Source organism: Prosthecobacter sp. (genome assembly GCF_014879935.1).
In the GTDB taxonomy this organism is placed as follows: domain Bacteria; phylum Verrucomicrobiota; class Verrucomicrobiia; order Verrucomicrobiales; family Verrucomicrobiaceae; genus Prosthecobacter.
The window spans coordinates 1-18,277 of record NZ_JACSRD010000092.1 but is presented as its reverse complement, the minus strand read 5'-3'; the positions used below and the strand labels follow the sequence as shown (position 1 = coordinate 18,277).

Below are 18,277 nucleotides of genomic sequence, written 5' to 3'. Positions count from 1 at the left end.
TGATGAACGCCCCGCCGCACGACCACGTCGCACCGGAGAACGGCGGCATTCTCTCGCTTTTGAAGCGCACCTGGTGGACCGGACGTCAGTATGACGCCATGTGCATGACCCCGCAGCGCCTCAGACGGGGCCAGGAGGAACGGCTGCGGCACCTGATCGACATCGCCCGCGCACGTTCGCCTTACTACCGGGAAAAGTTTCGCGATGTCCCGCCGGGTTGCACGGACCTGACGCAATTCCCAGTCACGACGAAGGCGGACATGATGGCCCATTTCGATGACGTCGTCACGGATCCAGCGGTGACGCGTGAGGGAGTGGAGCAGTTCATCAGCGACACACGCAATGTGAGCCGTTCCTTCCTGGGCAAATACTGCGTGGCACACACTTCCGGCAGCCAGGGCCAGCCGACTTTGATCGTGCAGGACCAGCTTGTGCTCGATCTCCTGTTCGCCTTTCAGATGACGCGCGGAAATCCCGCCTTCCGCGGCCTGAAGCGTTTCACCCAGATCGTTCGCAATGTCTTCAATCCGACCCGCGTGGCCGTGCTCATCAGCCAGCAAGGTTTCTTTCCCTCCGCCTGGGTCTGGCAGCGTCTGCCGAAGTACATGCACTGCTACATGCGCTTCCTTTTCCTCCCGGCGAACGATCCCGACCTGGTGGCGAAGCTGAATGACTTCAGACCCATGGTCGTGACGGCGACACCGACCACGCTCGACCTGCTCTCCCTGAAGATCGACCAGCTCCGCTTCCCCGATCTGCGGCAGGCCGTGACGTGGAGCGAGACTCTGACCGAACCGGCCCGACGCCGCATCAGCGAAGCCTTTCAGGTGCCCGTGATGGACAACTACGCCATGGGCGAGTGCATCTTCCTCACCAACGGCTGCGCCACAGCCACCGGAGCGCACATCAATGCCGACTGCGTCATCGTGGAAGTCGTGGACGACCAGAACCGCCCGGTGCCTCACGGCCAGCTTGGGCACAAGGTCCTGATCACGAACCTCGCCAACACGGTGCAGCCATTCATCCGCTACGAGATCGGTGACCGCCTCGTCATGGCCACGGAGCCTTGCCGTTGCGGCAATCATCTGCCGCGCATCGAAAAGCTCCTCGGACGCGCCGCCGACTTCTTCTGGGTGAATACCGCCGCCGGATTCCGTCCGCTGACGGCGTATCCGTTTCAACACGCGTTCGATTACCTGCGTGAAATCCGCGAATGGCAGGCGGAACAGGTGGAACGCAATCGCCTCCTCGTGCGTCTGGAGCCCGTTCCAGCCACCACGCCCGACCTCAAAAAGGCCCGCCATCGTCTCGAAGAACGACTCGCCATCACCGGCATGCAGGCAGATCTCGACATCGAGTTTCAAACCGTGTCCCACCTGGCCACCGACGCACACACGGCAAAGTTCCGGCGCATGATCAGCCGTGTCGGCATTCCAGACGACCTCGACCCGTCGCTGAAGGAAGTCGCGAGCGACTTTGCGCTGTTCCAGGCGTGAGCCCCGTCATTTCGCACAGCCACGCATGGACGCGACCACTCAGGCCGTATCAGCACCATGAACACGCCCCGACGCCAGTTCGTTCGCACCTCCCTCGCCGCGCTCGCCTCCCCCACCCTGCTGAAGGCGGAAAACAAGGCCGACAGGATCAACCTCGCCTTCATCGGCCCCGGCGGCATGGGCACGAACCACATCAAGACGATGTGCAAACGCACGGACGTGACTTTCTCCCATGTCTGTGATGCGGATTCAAAACGGGCCGAAACAGCCGCGAAGACCATTCAGGAGCTGACCGGCCAGACACCGAAGGTCGTCACCGACATGCGCCGCGTTTTCGAAGACAAAGCCGTTCAGGCCGTGCTCATGGCCACGCCGGACCACTGGCATGCACCGGGCGCGATTATGGCCGCGAACGCAGGCAAGCACGTCTATGTGGAGAAGCCGTGCTCGCACAACCTGCGTGAAGGCCGCCTCATGATCGAAGCTGCGGCCAAAAACAAAGTCTGCATGCAAGTCGGCACGCAGAGTCGCAGCACAGCGGCATGCATGCAGGTTATTGAAAAGCTGCGCAGCGGCATCATTGGCGACATCCTCGTCACCAAGACCTGGAACAGCCAGCTCCGCAAAAATCACGGCCACCAGCCCGACTCCGAGCCACCGCCGGAGCTCGATTACGATCTCTGGCTCGGCCCGGTGCCAAAGGTGCCGTTCAAATCGACTTACCATCCCGCACACTGGCGCTGGTTTCATCATTTCGGCGCCGGAGACTTCGGCAACGACGGCGTTCACGACATCGACATCGCCCGCTGGGGCCTCGGCGTCGATCAACATCCGAACCGCATCATCGGCCAAGGCTCGAAGCTCTTCTTTGACGACGACCAGGAGTGGCCGGACACGCTCTACTGCGCCTTCGAATACGACATCGCCGGCAAAACGAAGCAGCTCATCTACGAACAGCGCGACTGGAGCCCCTACGTGCAGGAAGGGCACGAAAACGGCTGCGCCTGGTATGGCACGAAAGGCATGGTCATCGGCGGCAAGGCCAAGGGCACCTGGGAGATCTACGGCGAGAAGAACAAGCTCATCGAAAAGATCACCGGCACCGGCCCCGACCTCGCCGCGCATCACGCGAACTTCTTCGATGCCATCCGCACCAGCGCAAAGCTGAACGCCGACATCACCATCAACCACCTCAGCACCGCGCTCTGCCACCTCGGCAACATCGCCGCACGCACCCGCAGCGCGCTCGTCTTCGATCCAGCCAAAGAGCAATTCGCAGGCAATGTGGACGCCTCCAAGCTGCTCAAACGCGACTACCGCGACCACTGGGCCGCCCTGTAGGAGCGTTCGCCAGAACGCAGCATCGTCAGCACCCCCGACATGACGCCCAAACAGCAATCCATCTGCGTCTCACGACTGTCATGTCTGATGCTCGCGACCATTCTGCTGCTCTGTTGCCATGCCCGGGCAGCCGATTCGCCTCCCAACACCCAGATCGACGCCCTGCCACGCTCCGCCGCGCTGCCGACAGACTCCCCGGCCAAAATCGAACTCGGCCGCCTGCTCTTTTTCGACCCGATTCTTTCCGCCACCAAGGACGTCGCCTGCGCCACCTGTCATCACCCTCAATTCGGCTGGACCGACGCACGCCCCACACCGCTCGGCGTTCACGCCACCGGCATCGGACCGGCGCGAAAGCTTGCTCAAAACGCCGCATTCCTGCCGCTGAAGCGCAACACCCCCACGATCCTCAACGCCGCCTTCAACGGCCTCGAATCCGGCAAGCCCTTCGATCCATCCAAGTCGCCCATGTTCTGGGACAATCGCGCACAGAGCCTCGAAGCCCAGGCGCTGGGTCCAATTCGTCAGCGTGAGGAGATGCGCGGCGATGGTTGCGCTGAAAGCGAGGCCGTGCCGGCCATGATCGCGCGTCTCAAGGCGATTCCGGACTACCAGAAGCGCTTCGATGGCGAAATCACCGCCGACCAAGTCACCGCAGCCATCGCAGCCTACGAACGCACGCTCATCACGCCCGATTCGCCCTTCGACCGCTTCATGCGTGGCGACAAAACCGCGATGACGCCCGCCCAGCAGCGCGGCATGGAGGTGTTTCACAAGGCCGGCTGCTCCCTCTGCCACAACGGCCCCATGCTTTCCGATTACAAGCTGCATGCCATCGGCCTCACCGACTCCACCACCAACCGCACCGAGTTTCGCACGCCCACGCTCCGCAACTTGAGACACACCGCGCCCTACATGCACCACGGCGGCAACGTCACGCTCGAAGAAGTGCTCTTCTTCTATGACCGCCTCATGGATCAAGCCGCCGAAACCCTCGAAGGCGGCGACACCGCAACGCTCCCACCGCTCGATCCCCTGCTCCGCCAGATGAACCTGCTCCCCGAGGACACGCCCGCCATCCTCGACTTCCTCGAAGCCCTGAAGTCCGACGAGTACGACCAGACGGTGCCAAAAAGCGTGCCGAGCGGCCTGCCCGTGCCCGGGCTTTGATCTCCCCGCATCAACAAAACCGCCACGCAACCACGCGGCTCTTCTTTTGGCCCTGCGCCATCTCTTGAAGCCGCACTTCAGCCGCCTGCACCTGCCGCAGCGCCTTTTCGAGTCGCGGCAGGTGCTCGCTTTTTGAAACGAGCGTCGTGAACCAACCCACTTGCGCCGCAAACTCGCGGCTCTCCGCGATCATCCGCCGGATGAAGCCCAGTTCGCCGCCTTCGCACCAAAGCTCGCTCGCCGTGCCGCCGAAGTTCAGCGCCTGAGTCTTCAAACCGAGGTTCCGCTGCTTCCGCCGCGTGCCCGCGGCCGCATCAGCGGCTGACGCATGAAAGGGCGGATTGCACATGGTCGCGGTAAAGTGCTCGCCGGGCCGAATGATGCCGCGAAAGCAATGCGACGCGTTTTTTTGATGTCGCAGCTCGATCTGGCCGGTGAGCGCCGCATTCTTCTGAGCCCAGCGCAGCGATGCCGCGTCCACATCCGCGCCGACAAAGCTCCAGCCGTATTCGCAGGCACCGATCAGCGGATAAATCACACTCGCACCCGTGCCGACATCCAGCACACGCACGTCCGCACCGCGACGCAGCTCCAGCAGATCCGCCAGATGGTGAATGTAGTCACTACGCCCCGGAATCGGCGGACAAAGCTGCCCCGCTGGCAAATCCCAGCCTCGCAGTCCATACGCATCCGTCAGCAGAGCGGCATTAAGCGCCTTCACAGCTCGCGGATCGGAGTAGTCGATGCCTGCATCGCCATGCGCATTCGTTTTCACAAAACCCGCCAGCCCCGGATGCGCCGCCATGAGTCGCGCAAAGTCATAACGCGAGCGGAAACGACTCCGCGCATGCAGTTGGTCCTTCGTGTCAGCCTTCTTCATCGCTTTCCACCTCCCGGCGGCGTGCGGTGATCACCGAAATACTTCTCGCTCCGATAGCGCAGCCACACGCGCAGCACCTGCGGCACCTTTTCGCGCTCCGTATCACTCAGCGTCTCATACAGTGCGAGTGCCTTCTCACGTTCTGCCCGGCACGCGGCATTGTTATGATCGTCCCAACGACTCCTCGCCAAGCGAATGCGCCGAGACACCTCTTTAATCAGAGCAGCGCCGCTGAGCGGCTTGGCGTTGGGTTTCTTCTTCGCGGGCATGCTTCATCTTCCATGCAGAACTCACCGCAGGCAAACCGTAGTAGCCATCATGCTTCGCCTCCTGTGCCTCCTCATGTTCACCAGCCATCTCATGGCTCAAACCGGCACCATTCCGGCAGATCGACCACGTGCACGGCCAGCTTCCGCGCTCACCGGTTGGGCGGATTGGGAAAAGGGCGAGGAATTGCTGAAACGCATCCAGGTCCCGCCCGCGCCGGTGCTTTCGGCGGAGGACGAGGCAAAGACCTTCAAGCTCGCGCCCGGTTACCGCGCGGAACTCGTCGCCTGCGAGCCGATGGTGCAGTGCCCGATCTTCTTCGAGTTCGATCCCGAGGGGCGCATCTGGGTCGTCGAGTATCAGGGCTACATGCGCGATGTGCAGGGCAGCGGCGAGGGTGATCCCATCTGCCGCGTCGTCGTGCTCACCGATGAAAATGGCGACGGCAAAGCCGACAAGAGCACCGTCTTTCTCGACAAGCTCGTCATGCCCCGTAGCTTCGCCTTCGTGAAAGGCGGCATCTTGCTGCAAGAGCCGCCCAAGCTGTGGTTCTGCGCCGACAAAGACGGCGATCTGCGCTGCGACGAACGCACGCAAGTCGGCACGATGGGCGTCGGCGGCAATCCGCAACACACCGCGAACGGCCTGCGTCGCGGCATCGACAACTGGCTGCACTGCGCCGACTGGCCGCATCGCTACCAATGGAAGGACGGCAAGCTCATCGACGAGCCCACGCTGCATCGCGGCCAGTTCGGCGTGAGCTTCGATGAAACCGGCCGCTTCATCTCCTGCTACGAAAACAGCGCCATGCACATGGACCTGCTGCCAGCCGAGGCCCTCATGCGCCATCCGAACCTCGCCAAACTCGCGCAGCGCGGTGGTCGCGGCGGCTTCGGCATCAATGTGAACGTCGCGAAAGATGCCGCGGAATGTTTTCCCATCCGCGTGACGCCTGCCGTCACGCTCGGGGCGCTCGAACTCCGCGATGACGGACGCCTGCGCACCTACACCATCGTCTCCGGCACCTGCTTTTACGATGGCGATCAATTCCCGCCCGAGATGCACGGCAACGTCTTCGTGCCCGACTCCGCCGGTCACCTCGTCGGCACGTTGAAGCTCGACGGCGGCACGCACCCGCACGCCACACGCTTCTTCCCGCCCGAGCAGGAACTCATCGCCAGCACCGACGAACGCTTCCGCCCCGTGAACGCCCGCGTCGGCCCCGACGGCGCTCTTTACCTCGCCGACATGTATCACGGCATCATCGAGCACGTCATCTTCATCGTCCCCTGGCTCACGAAGCAAATCGAGCAGCGCAAACTCTACGAAGGCAACGACCACGGCCGCATCTGGCGCATCGTGAGCGAGCGGAGGGCGAACAGTGAAGAGCGGAGAGTCGGGATGGAGAAATGGAGTGATGGAGAGTTGGTGGATGCGCTTGGTCATCCGAATGGTTGGCAGCGAAACACGGCGCAGCGGTTGTTGGTGGAGCGCGGTGAGGACATCGGCGATCCGAATCGCTTCGAGACGCCACTGCATCGTCTGCATGCGCTTTGGACACTCGAAGGCATGGGCAAGCTCACGCCCGCGCATCTTCAAAAGGCCGCGATGGATGCCGATCCACGCGTGCGAGCCGCCGCAGCGCGACTTGGAGCCGAAATCGTGCTCAACGACGAGACTGATGATAGCGTGCGACTTCACGCATTGCTCTCACCAAAGCCGCTTCCGGCCATCGCGGAGCATCTCACGCGTCATGAAGATGATTTGAACCGCATCGCGGCCATGACGACGATTCATGGCCAAGAAATCGCCTTGTTGGAGCTGTTGCTGAAGTGGCCGCAAAGCACGGCGCATCGCGTGGAGACGCTCAAACTGCTCTCGCAGCTCGCGTGCATGGATGGCAAGGCGGAGGTGATTCTCGCGAAAATGGCCGAAACAGTGATTTGGCAGCGCGAGGCCTTGTTGGACGGATTTCTCGCTTCGCAGGCCAAAGTGACGTTGAAGGCCAAACCGGGCTTTTTGGACGAAATGGCCGCGAATCGCGACATCGCGGCCCGTGAACGCTTTCAGCGGCTGCGCATGGCCTTGAACTGGCCCGGCGCGGAAAACGTGACGCTCTCCGCACGCAAGCAACCGCTCAGCGAAGCCGCGAAACAGCAGATCGAACGCGGCGCGGCCGTGTATCAAGGCGTCTGCGGCCTTTGTCATCAGCCTACGGGCTACGGCGTTCCGAATGTCGCGCCACCGCTCGCCGAGAGCACATGGGTCACCGGCGAGCCGGAGCGACTCATCCGCATCGCGCTGCACGGTTTGTATGGCGAGATCGAAGTGAACGGTCAGAAGTGGAACCTCGCCATGCCCGGCCAGGGAATGAACCCGCTGCTCGACGACGCGAAGCTCGCCGATGTGCTCAGCCACGTCCGCAACGCCTGGGGAAACGAAGCCGCACCCATCACCGCCGCCCAAATAGCTGCTGTGCGCGAGCAAACCAAGGATCGCAAAATGCCCTGGACCGCCGACACGCTCATGCAGGTGGATGTTCGCGGTGGAGAAGCCATCAAGACCGATGCCGACGGTGTTTTGATGCTTCCCGCGAGTGCTGCGAAGACCTACGGCCAAAAACTGGCCTATCGTCCCTCGCTTGATGTTCTGGCTCCATGGCGAATCGAGACCGATGTGGCCGAGTGGACGCTCCAGATCCCCGCCGATGGCGACTACGAAGTCCTCGTCACGCTCGCCGCCGATGACGCCTCCGCTGGCGATGCTTACGTCATCGAAACCGAAACCGCGAGCCTGCAAGCCACGGTGAAATCCACCGGCGGCTACGAAACTTTCGCCGAGCAACCGTCGGGGACGCTGAAGCTCAAAGCTGGCGTGCAAAAGCTCCTCATGCGGCCGCAGGGAGCGTTGAAGCAAGAGCTTGCCGATGTGCGCTCGGTCCGGCTGCGGCGGAGATGACCTGTGGGCCGGAATAACCCGCTCTCCTGGGTTGCGGGGCTGGATTCTCCGGTCTATCTCGGCGGGTGGAAGATACCGACTACAAAGTCAAACTTGAGATTTTTGAAGGCCCGCTGGACCTGCTGCTCTACCTCATCAAGAAGGAGGAGATCGACATCTACAGCGTGTCGCTGGAGCGCATCACGAAGCAGTACCTGGAATACATCGACACCTTCCAGGCCCTGAACATCGAGCTGGCGAGCGAGTTCATCGTGATGGCGGCCAATCTGATGTACATCAAAAGCCGTGAGCTGCTGCCGAAAGACGTGCAGCCGCCCGAGGAGGATGCCGATGAGGGCGATCCGCGCTGGGAACTGATCCGCCAGCTCGTCGAATACAAAAAGTTCAAGGAGGCGGCCCAGTTTCTGGGCGTGCAGGAGGTGAAGGGCGATGAATTGTTCGTCACGACGCCGGAACTGCCGGATCTGGAGGCCCCCGTGGTCGGCATCGGTCAGGTGGGCATCTTTGACCTCATCCGTGCCTTCCAGCGCATCCTGAAACGGTTCGAAAACGCGAGCGACTTCCGCGAGATCGTCAATGACCGCTTCACCGTGGCCGACAAGATCGAGCATCTACTCGAGATCGTGCCGGTGGGCGGTCGCGTGAGGTTCGAGGAGCTATTCAGCACCGCTGCCAGCCGTGGCGAGGTGATCGTGACCTTCCTGGCGATGCTGGAACTGATCAAACTGAACCACCTCCAGGTGGAGCAGGAGCAATTGCTCGGTGAGATCGTGGTGGTGCGGCCGGAGGTGTAGCGCAATCGTCTCGATTGCAGCTCTTCATCCCCAAACAAGCGAGACGCTTGTTCTACTTCCCCTTCGCCACGGACGCCGGAGCAGGCACGCGTGTGAGGTGCGTCCCTTTGCCGAGGAGCCAGAACAGGCCGCCGATGCTGCCGATCAACAGCAACGCGGCTGTCGCGGACCAAAGTCCGGGCAGCAGCGGTTTGCAGAGTCGGCGGCGTCTTGCCATGCGAAAATCTGCCACGGCTTGCCGCGATGCGCCAGCGCGGCTATGATCGAAGATGCTTCCCTGGCTGAACAACGACCGCTTTCCCCTCTACCTGGCTCCGATGGCCGGAGTGACGGACGTGATCTTCCGCCGACTGTGCAAGGAACAGGGCGCGGATGTGATGGTGACGGAGTTTGTCAGCGCGGAAGGCATCCTGCAGCGCGACGACCGCACGAGGCACTACACGGACTTCGATGAGGAGCAGCGGCCGCTGGGTGTGCAGCTTTTCGGTTCGGACGGTGTGCGCATGGGCGAGGCGGCGCGAAAGATCATCGACTGGAAGCAGCCGGACTTCATCGACATCAATTTCGGCTGCCCGGTGAACAAGGTGGTGGCGAAAAACGGCGGCTCGTCGCTGCTGAAGGACTGCCCGCTGCTGGCCAGTGTCGCGCGTGAAGTCGCCAAGGCAGTGCCGATTCCCGTGACGGCGAAGATGCGCATCGGCTGGGACGCAAATCATGTGAATGCGGTCGAAGTGGCGAAGATTCTCGAAGATTGCGGCATGCAGGCCATTGCGGTGCATGGCCGCACGCGGGCGCAGGGCTACACGGGCCTCGCCGACTGGGATGTGATCGGACAGGTGGCGGATGCGGTGAAAATCCCAGTGATCGGCAATGGCGACATCGCCAGCGGCCAGGATGTCGAAGTGCGCCGTGCACAAACCAACGTGAAGGGCATCATGATCGGTCGTGCGGCGATGGCGAACCCTTGGGTGTTCCGTGAGGCCAAGCATTATCTGTCCACGGGCGTGCATGCACCGCATGCGACTGTGGAGGATCGTTTTGCGTTCATGCGCCGTCACTGCCAGATGGCGGTGGAACGGAATCGACTCGGCGAACTGCCCACCATTCGGGCGATGCGCAACCGGCTGATGAATTACACGAAGTCGATTCCTGGGGGCAAATGGCTGCGGCAGCGATTCTCGCAGATTGGCAGCCTGATGGAACTGGAAGACATCTTTGCCGCGTATCTCGATCATCAAGCCACTCACACTTACGAGCCTGCGGCTCTCGATTCCCCTCCCCTCGCATGACGTTTTCCAATCCCTGGTTCATCGCCGCAGTCGTCGGCGTTCTCGGTGTGTTTCACCTCGAATTGATCGCCACGTTCTTGAATCTCGCCCAGTTCCGTCATGCGCTGCCGCAGCGGCTGAGGGACATCTTCCCGGATGAAACGGTGAAAAAGGCCGGTGAATACGCCAGCGCCTCGGCAAAGCTCGACCTGCTGCGCAGCACCTTGTCCCTGGGCATTCTGATTGCCTTCTGGTGGGGCGGCGGTTTCGGCTGGCTGGAACGCTGGAGCAGCGCCTGGGGCTGGGACGAGATCAAAACCGGCGTCGCTGTGATCGGCCTGCTCGTGCTGGCGCAAAACGTGATCTCCCTGCCCTTCGATGCCTATGACACGTTCAAAGTCGAGTCGGAGTTTGGCTTCAACCGCATGACACCACGCACCTTTGTCACGGATCGCGTGAAGGGACTGGCGCTCACCGCATTGCTCGGCGGCCCGCTGCTGGCGCTCCTGCTGTGGTTTTTCCAGACGCAGAGGCTCGCGGCCCTGTATGCCTGGGCCACCGTGGCGATTTTCAGCATCGTGATGGCCTGGGTGGCCCCACGGCTGCTGATGCCGCTCTTTTTGAAGTTCCAGCCACTGGAGAACGGCACGCTGCGCGAGGCGCTGCTGGCCCTGGCGGCACGGCTGGAGTTTCCTGTCGTCGATGTGTCGGTGGTGGATGGTTCACGCCGTTCCAGCAAGGCCAACGCCTTCCTGAGCGGTTTCGGGAAGAACAAACGCATCGCCCTTTTCGACACCTTGATTGAAAAACACTCGCAGGCGGAACTGGAGGCGATCCTGGCACACGAAATCGGGCATCACAAATGCCGCCACGTGCCGAAGCAACTCGTGGTCGGGTTGCTCGAAACGGGGTTGCTGCTCTTTCTGCTGCACGCGGCCTTGCAGTCGCAGGCGTTCTTCGCCGCATTCGGTGTCGCTGGCAGGCCGCTGGGCATCGGGATGATCCTGTTCAGCATCCTCTATTCTCCCGCCAGCCTCCTGCTGGGACTGGTGAGCAGCGCATCGAGCCGGAAGCACGAGTTCGAGGCGGATGCGTTCGCCAAATCCGCTTGTGGTGGCGGGCCGCTGATCTCGGGCCTGAAGCAACTGTCGGTGGATCATCTGACGCATCCGAATCCGCATCCGCTGACTGTCTGGCTGCATTATTCACATCCGCCCATCGGCCAGCGCCTGGCCGCTTTGGAATAGGATTTCATGCTGTTTTCCCCGATGCCACCGAAACGGCGGCCGCCACTGTCGTCTTGAATTTTCGCACCTTTGATAAAAGGGCGGCACCTTCTGCGTAGGCTCTCCCCAACACCCCTAAAACCCATGAAAAGCCCCCTGCGAGCTTCTCTTTTCTCACTCGCCCTCACTTCTGTCCAAATCTCCGCCAGCGCCAATCCGCCGGCAGCAGCACCTGCCGCTGCGCCAGCGCCAGCCCCGGCTCCCGTGGCTGCGGGTGTGGACTTCATCCGCGATGTGCAGCCGATTTTTGAGAACAAGTGCCTCGAATGCCACAACCCGGGCAAGATCAAAGGCAAGCTGCTGATGGATTCCGCCGAAGCCCTGCTCAAAGGCGGCGACAGCGGCCCATCACTGGTGGTTGGCAAGCCCGATGAGAGCGAGCTGATCAAGCGCATCGTCCTGCCAAAGGATCACGACGACATCATGCCTCCGAAGGGCGGCCCGCTGGCGGCCAATGAGGTCGATGTGCTCAAGCGCTGGATCGCGGAAGGTGCGAAGTGGCCGCAAAACCTTGTGCTCAAATACAAGACGCCCGAGCAGCGCAAGGCGCTGGCCGAGTTGCAGACGAAACTGCCCACACTGAAGAACCTGCAGATCCTGCCAGAGCGTTACTCCTTGGAAACGAAGCGTGATTACCATCGCGTCGTCGTCCTGGCGACCTTCAAAGATGCCACCACCAAGGACGTCACCGACGCCTGTGATCTCAAAATCGCCGACACCAAGATCGCGACGCTCGACGGCCTTACCTTGAAGCCTGTCGCCGATGCTGGTGCCACCGAACTCATCGCCACCATCGGCGGCCAGACGGTGAAGGCCCCGGTGACCGTCAAGGACGGCACGAAAGACCGTGCGATCTCCTTCCGCCTCGACTGCATGCCTGTATTCATGCGTGGTGGCTGCAATCAGGGCGGCTGTCACGGCGCTGCTCGCGGCAAGGATGGCTTCCGCACGTCCCTCTTCGGCATGGACCCGGCCGGTGACTACATCCGCATCACCCGTGAGATGCCCGGCCGCCGCATCAACCTCGCCATTCCTGAGGAAAGCTCCCTGGTCGAGAAGGCCGTCGGTGCTGTGCCTCACTCCGGCAATCAATGCTTCGAGCCCGACTCCGTTTACAACAAGGCCTTGCTGGAATGGATCTCCGCTGGCGCTCCTGACGACAAGCCCGACGTCGCCAAGTGCACTGGCATCGAGGTGTTCCCGAGCCAGATCGTGATGGAGGGCAAGAACGCCACACAGCAGATCACCGTCCGCGCCACCTACTCCGACGGCACCGACCGCGATGTGACCAATCTGGCCTTGTTCATGTCGAACAACGACCCGACGGCCACCATCGACAAGGAAGGCCGTGTGACCTCCGGCGACCGTGGTGCTGCTTTCATGCTGGCACGGTTCGACGTGTATTCCGTCACCGCCCAGGTGCTCGTCATCCCTGACAAGCTCCAATATGAGCGCCCGCAACTCGCTGAGACCAACTACATTGACCAGCTCGTCGATGAAAACCTTCACAAGCTGCGCATCCTGCCCTCCGGCATCTGCACCGATGAGGAGTTCGTCCGTCGCGCGTTCATCGACATCGCTGGTGTGTATCCGAAGTCGTCTGAAATCCGCACCTTCCTGACCGACAAGAACCCGAACAAGCGCTCCGCCTTGATCGACAGCCTTCTTGAGCGCAAGGAGTTCACTGAGCTCTGGGTGATGAAATGGGCCGAGCTGCTGCAGATCCGCTCCTCCATCAACAACAACCAGCCGCCCTTCTACAAGAACGCGCTCCTCTACTACAACTGGCTCTCTGAGCGCATCGGCAAAAACGTCCCGCTCAATGAGATCGTCGTCGAACTGCTCTCCGCCTCCGGCGGCACCGTCAGCAGCCCGGCCGTGAACTTCTACCAGACCGAGCTCGACCAGCTCAAGCTGACCGAAAACGTCGCACAGGTGTTCATGGGCATGCGCATTCAGTGTGCCCAGTGCCACAACCATCCCTTCGACCGCTGGACGATGGACGACTACTACGGCTTCAAGGCCTTCTTCAGCCAGATCGGCCGCAAACAGACCGACGACCCGCAGGAAGTCATCATTTACAACAGCAAGGGCGGCGAATCCCGCCACTTCCTCACCAACGCCGTCATGAAGCCGAAATTCCTCGGTGGCGAAACTCCTGATCTGAAGGCCACCGACGACCGCCGCAAGGTCCTGGCTGAATGGCTCGCCTCACCGCGCAACCCGTTCTTCGCCCGCAACATCGCCAACATCATCTGGGCGCATTTCAACGGCGTCGGTGTGGTGGAACCCGTCGATGACGTCCGCGTGTCCAATCCGCCCTCAAACCCCGAGTTGATCGCCACGCTGGCCACCAAGCTGACGGAATACCAATACGACATGCGCAAATTTGTCCGCGACATCTGCAATTCGCAGACCTACCAGCGCAGCACGAAGGTCAACGAGACCAACGCGGGCGACAAACGCAACTTCTCCCACGCCCAGGTCCGCCGCGTTCGTGCCGAGGTGCTGCTGGACGCCATCTCGCAGATTACGGACACGCCGAACAAGTTCCAGGGCCTGCCCCTCGGTGCCCGAGCGGTTCAGATCGCCGACGGTGCCGTGACGAACTACTTCCTCACCACCTTCGGCCGTGCCAAACGCGAATCCGTGTGCTCCTGCGAGGTTAAAATGGAGCCCACGCTCTCCCAGGCCCTCCATTTGATGAATGGTGACGCCGTCAACGACCGCATCAAGCAAGGTCGCGTCGTCGCCAAGATGGTCCAGGAGAAGAAGAGCGACCGCGAGATCGTCGAGGATCTCTTCCTCCGCGTCTTCGGCCGCATGCCCAACGACAAGGAGTGGTCCTCGGTGCAGCAGGCCATCGCCGCAGATGCCGGTGGCCGCCAGACGGTGCTGGAAGACCTCTTCTGGGCGCTGCTGAACTCGAAAGAGTTCTACTTCAACCATTGATCCGCTTCCAAATCTGACGACGGGCGGCTGGGCGAAAGCTCAGCCGCCCGTTTGTTTTCTCCGACATGGGTCAGATGTGAGGGCGAAGGAAAAACGGCTCCAGGATCATCGACCACACCGCCAATGACAATCACGGCAATGACGAGCAACTGCCAGTCGAGGCGGTGGCAAACCAACCTTACTTGATGCCCGGCATCAGCTTCGTGATCGGCTTTGCAAGCAGTAGAAGCACGACACCGGCAACGCCGGAGGTGATCACCACATCCATGAAGCGGGCCGGCATCTGCGCCGTGGCATCGCCCGTGACCTCGCCGGCCAGCAAACCGGCCAGGATGTTGCCCAGGGCGCTGCCGAGAAACCAGATGCCCATCATCTGACCGGTTAGACGCGGCGGCGAAAGCTTCGTGACGGCGCTCAGTCCCACAGGGCTCAGAAACAACTCGCCCAGCGTGTGGATCAGCACCACGGACATCAGCCAGCTCGGCCAGACCGGCCCGGTGCTCAAGGCACGCTGTGCCGCCCAGGAGGCCACGGCAAAGCCCAGTGCCAGCATCAGCAGCGACCAGGAGACTTTGGTCGTCAGCGAAGGAGAACGCCCACCCCGCGCCAGCCACGCCCACAGACCCGCGACCACTGGAGCCAACGCGATCACGCACAGTGGGTTGAGCGCCTGAATCCAGCTCGCAGGCACCTCCCAGGAGCCGAATTTCCGGACCGTGAATCGTTCCGCGAAGATGCTGAAGGACGACCCAACCTGCTCAAAGCCCGCCCAGAACAGCGCGGAAGCCAGAAACAGCACCACAATGACCACCAGTCGTTTCAATTCCACGGCCGTCAGCCCTGCCAGAAGGAACGCCCACAGGAAGTACAGCAGCGCAATCCCGCCGATGATCCGTGCCGTCGATTGAGCGAGTTTCTGGGCGTCCACGGGCACCACACCGGCCACACAGAGGGCGGTCAATGCCACCACGGCCGCCAGTCCTGTCCAGAACAGCATCCATTCACGCCGCAGGTTCTGCCCTTCATGCTCCAGCCGCTCGCCGATGTTCACCACATGCTTCTGCGTCATCTTGAACTGCACCAGACCCAGGAACATGCCCGCAGCCGCGGCTGAAAAACCCCAGCGCCAGCCAACCTCCTCTCCCAGCCACCCGCAGGCGAGCTGACCGAACAACGCCCCGAGATTGATGCCCATGTAAAACAGTGTGAAGCCAGCATCGCGTCGTGCGCCCCCTTCCGGATAGAGCTGTCCCACCATTGCGCTCATGTTTGACTTCAGCAGTCCGGACCCCAGCGCCACGATCACGAGTCCGATGAAGAAAGCCTCCGTGCGATGGATGCCGAGCACCACATGGCCGAGCGCAATCGTCACGCCACCCCACCACACCGCTGCTTTTGCTCCCATCAAACGATCCCCCACCCAGCCACCCGGAAGCGCCACCATGTAAACCAGCGCGGTGTATAGCCCGTAGATCGCTGCAGCCATCTCGTCCGTCAGCCCCATGCCGCCGTTTTTTACCTCCGCCACCATGTAAAGCACCAGCAGCGCCCGCATGCCGTAGTAACTGAAGCGTTCCCACATTTCGGTGAAAAACAGCGTGTAAATGCCGCGAGGGTGGCCGGTGGATTCGGGAGTCATGGCGTGAAGCCCGCCATCCAAGACGACTCGCGGAAAAACGCGAGCTTTTCCTCGCTTCACGCGACCGCCCGCGCCGTGGATTGGGCACCTTGCGCACGCTTCACCGTGACACTGGCCACATGGCTGCCCAAACCGTGCAAAACGTGCAGAGAATTCAGCCCGCAGGAACCAGCTTCGCCTTGAACTTCTCCATCGCCTTCCGGATCAGCGGGTCATTGTAAAACTCTGGATCGACCTTGGCCGCCTCCTGTGCGGCCGGAGTCGCTGCCACGGCCGGTTTGGCCTCGGCTTTCATCTCTGGCTTGGGTTCCGGCTTGAGCTCGATTTTCGGCTTCGTGGGTGGAGGCGGCTCATCCAGCAGACCGAGACCCATTTCGGTGAACTCCGGGGCCTTCAGGCTCGCGTCCAGCACCAGTTCAAGTTTCACCGGCTGTCCGAGGAGCTCCTGCGCGAGACCTTCGAGGAAACCCAGTTGCGCGGGCCGCATCAGGCTTTCGCGGGCAAAGCCCTCGGTCGTCGGAAAGCCGACTTTGACCGTCCTGCCAGTGATGCCGAGCAATGATGCCACCTGCAGCCACGAAACGGCCAGCGGGCGGCGCTCCTGAACGGTTTGGACCAATTTCGGCCAGAAATCCGCCGTGCTTACGGTCGCAGCAGACGGCGGTTCGACGGGTGCGACCTCGGGTTGCCGTTGCGGAGCAGGCGCAGGTTGTGCTCCTGGAGCGGGAGCAGGTTCGGCAGCCGCGATTGCGGCCCGCAAATTCGAAACCGGTGCCTCGGAACGTGCCACCAGCGCTTCGCTGCGCGGCTCCTCCAGCACCTTCACCGGCTCCGTCTCACGCATCACCGGAGCCGCCGCGCGACGCAGAGGCGGTGGTGCCGTTTGTGGTCGTGGAGCGGGTTTGGGCAGCCCGGCTCCACTTCCGCTGTCCAGAGCTTCGATCACATCGCTGATGGAGACTTCGTTCAGGCTCTGCACGGCCGCGATCACGCCGAGTTCAAAGTGCAGCCGCTTGTTGCTGGCCCAGCGCATACGTGAATCCACCTCCGCCAGTCCATCCACCACTCGCAGCAACTGCTCCGTGGTCGCCATCTGCGCCTGCACCGCGATCTCATCGATCAACTCAGGGCTCAAATCTTCCGACGCGGCCTCCGGGTCGGCCTGCTGCACCAGCAGCGTGCGGAAATGCTGGATCAGATCGCCCAGCAGACGCCCCAGGTCTTTTCCAGCCTCGTTTTGATCGTAAACCGAGCGCAAGGCCCCGACCGTGTCGCTTTCCAAAATGCTGCGCGCCAGCCGGGCCACCGACTCACCTGACGTGAAGCCGAACACATCCAGCACATCCTGCTCCGTGATCTTCTCGCCGCAGAAAGCCACGAGCTGGTCCAGCATCGACTGCGCATCGCGCATGCCGCCTTCCGCGCCTTTGCCGATGGCGTAGGCCGCCTTCTCGTCGAGCTGCACCTTCTCCAGATCGGCGATGTGCAGCAGGTGCTTCGCGATGATGGCATTCGGAATGCGGCGCAGGTCAAAGCGCTGGCAGCGGCTGATGATCGTCGGCAGGATTTTGTTCGCCTCCGTCGTGGCAAAGATGAACTTCACATGCGGCGGCGGCTCTTCCAGCGTCTTCAGCAGCGCATTGAAGGCACCGGCGGTCAGCATGTGGACCTCGTCAATGTAGTAGATTTTGAAAGGGCAGCGCGTGGGGGCGAATTTCACGTTGTCACGCAGCTCGCGCACCTGTTCCACGCCATTGTTGCTCGCACCGTCGATCTCCAGCACGTCCATGCAGCGTCCCTCGGCGATCTCGATGCTCAGCTCATCATCCGGGTCGAAATCGATGGTCGGACCACCCTTCGCGCACAGCGCCTTGGCAAAAATGCGCGCCGTTGAGGTCTTTCCCGTGCCACGCGGACCCACGAACAGGTAGGCATGCGCCAGACGGTTCTGCGCGATGGCATTCCGCAGCGTGCGCACGACATGTTCCTGGCCGAGAACATCGGCAAAAGTGCGGGGGCGATACTTGCGGGCAAAAACTTGGTAGCTCACCCGTTCAGGCTAGCGAACCACCTCCGTGAAGCCAACAGAACTTTGAACTTGCGGCTTTAATCTTGAAACTTCACCGCCACCTTCCTGTCCCCGCCCTCCCCTCTGACTCGTCATTCGTCATTCGTCATTCGTCATTCGTCATTCAATGTCGTTAAGTTAAGGGGTTTTCAGCAAGA

Annotated in this window: 13 protein-coding genes; 8 read left to right on the top strand and 5 right to left on the bottom strand. The window is 61.8% G+C overall.

Annotation, left to right across the window (positions count from 1 at the left end):
• The first annotated feature begins 2 nt into the window (after nt 1-2).
• The 3 genes from IAE77_RS05550 (at nt 3) to IAE77_RS05540 (ending at nt 4,007) form a co-directional block, all read left to right on the top strand.
• Entirely contained in the window at nt 3-1,496 is a 1,494-nt protein-coding gene (locus tag IAE77_RS05550) for a hypothetical protein (protein ID WP_294223032.1), read from the top strand.
• 57 nt (nt 1,497-1,553) lie between these two features.
• A complete protein-coding gene (locus tag IAE77_RS05545) occupies nt 1,554-2,837 on the top strand; it encodes a Gfo/Idh/MocA family oxidoreductase (RefSeq protein ID WP_294223031.1) in 1,284 nt (427 codons plus the stop codon).
• An 87-nt stretch (nt 2,838-2,924) separates the two neighbouring features.
• Nucleotides 2,925-4,007: a cytochrome-c peroxidase gene (locus IAE77_RS05540; RefSeq protein ID WP_294223028.1), complete on the top strand. Its 1,083-nt coding sequence runs from the start codon at nt 2,925-2,927 to the stop codon at nt 4,005-4,007.
• A 10-nt stretch (nt 4,008-4,017) separates the two neighbouring features.
• Here the strand turns inward: IAE77_RS05540 and rlmF are convergent, their stop codons facing one another.
• Nucleotides 4,018-4,887: a 23S rRNA (adenine(1618)-N(6))-methyltransferase RlmF gene (gene rlmF, locus IAE77_RS05535; protein ID WP_294223026.1), complete on the bottom strand. Its 870-nt coding sequence runs from the start codon at nt 4,885-4,887 to the stop codon at nt 4,018-4,020.
• Nucleotides 4,884-5,156, bottom strand: coding sequence for a Precorrin-3B methylase (locus IAE77_RS05530; protein WP_294223024.1), 273 nt, complete (start codon nt 5,154-5,156; stop codon nt 4,884-4,886). The genes rlmF and IAE77_RS05530 overlap by 4 nt, the downstream gene beginning before the upstream one ends.
• Nucleotides 5,157-5,205: 49 nt before the next feature.
• Between IAE77_RS05530 and IAE77_RS05525 the strand changes: the two genes are divergently transcribed.
• Together IAE77_RS05525 and IAE77_RS05520 are read left to right on the top strand one after the other, a co-directional pair.
• Complete coding sequence (locus tag IAE77_RS05525; RefSeq protein WP_294223022.1) at nt 5,206-8,112, top strand: c-type cytochrome; 2,907 nt, start codon at nt 5,206-5,208, stop codon at nt 8,110-8,112.
• 65 nt (nt 8,113-8,177) lie between these two features.
• Nucleotides 8,178-8,906 (top strand): segregation/condensation protein A, encoded by a 729-nt coding sequence (locus IAE77_RS05520; protein ID WP_294223019.1) that lies wholly within the window; start codon nt 8,178-8,180, stop codon nt 8,904-8,906.
• 52 nt (nt 8,907-8,958) lie between these two features.
• On the opposite strand, the gene IAE77_RS05515 is transcribed toward IAE77_RS05520, so the two are convergent.
• Nucleotides 8,959-9,123, bottom strand: coding sequence for a hypothetical protein (locus tag IAE77_RS05515; RefSeq protein WP_294223016.1), 165 nt, complete (start codon nt 9,121-9,123; stop codon nt 8,959-8,961).
• A 52-nt stretch (nt 9,124-9,175) separates the two neighbouring features.
• Here IAE77_RS05515 and dusB point away from each other — a divergent pair, with 52 nt between their 5' ends.
• From dusB to IAE77_RS05500, 3 genes are all read left to right on the top strand, one after another.
• On the top strand, nt 9,176-10,195 hold the full coding sequence (gene dusB / locus IAE77_RS05510) for a tRNA dihydrouridine synthase DusB (protein WP_294223013.1): 1,020 nt from the start codon (nt 9,176-9,178) through the stop codon (nt 10,193-10,195).
• Complete coding sequence (locus IAE77_RS05505) at nt 10,192-11,421, top strand: M48 family metallopeptidase (protein WP_294223010.1); 1,230 nt, start codon at nt 10,192-10,194, stop codon at nt 11,419-11,421. Before dusB ends, IAE77_RS05505 begins: the two co-directional genes overlap by 4 nt.
• Before the next feature lie 123 nt (nt 11,422-11,544).
• A complete protein-coding gene (locus IAE77_RS05500) occupies nt 11,545-14,412 on the top strand; it encodes a PSD1 and planctomycete cytochrome C domain-containing protein (RefSeq protein WP_294223008.1) in 2,868 nt (955 codons plus the stop codon).
• Nucleotides 14,413-14,590: 178 nt separating this feature from the next.
• Here IAE77_RS05500 and IAE77_RS05495 read toward each other — a convergent pair whose 3' ends face one another.
• On the bottom strand, nt 14,591-16,051 hold the full coding sequence (locus IAE77_RS05495; protein ID WP_294223006.1) for a peptide MFS transporter: 1,461 nt from the start codon (nt 16,049-16,051) through the stop codon (nt 14,591-14,593).
• A gap of 154 nt (nt 16,052-16,205) precedes the next feature.
• The gene (gene dnaX / locus IAE77_RS05490) at nt 16,206-18,101 is read right to left on the bottom strand and encodes a DNA polymerase III subunit gamma/tau (protein WP_294223004.1); all 1,896 of its coding nucleotides are present in this window, start codon (nt 18,099-18,101) and stop codon (nt 16,206-16,208) included.
• Nucleotides 18,102-18,277 lie beyond the last annotated feature (176 nt).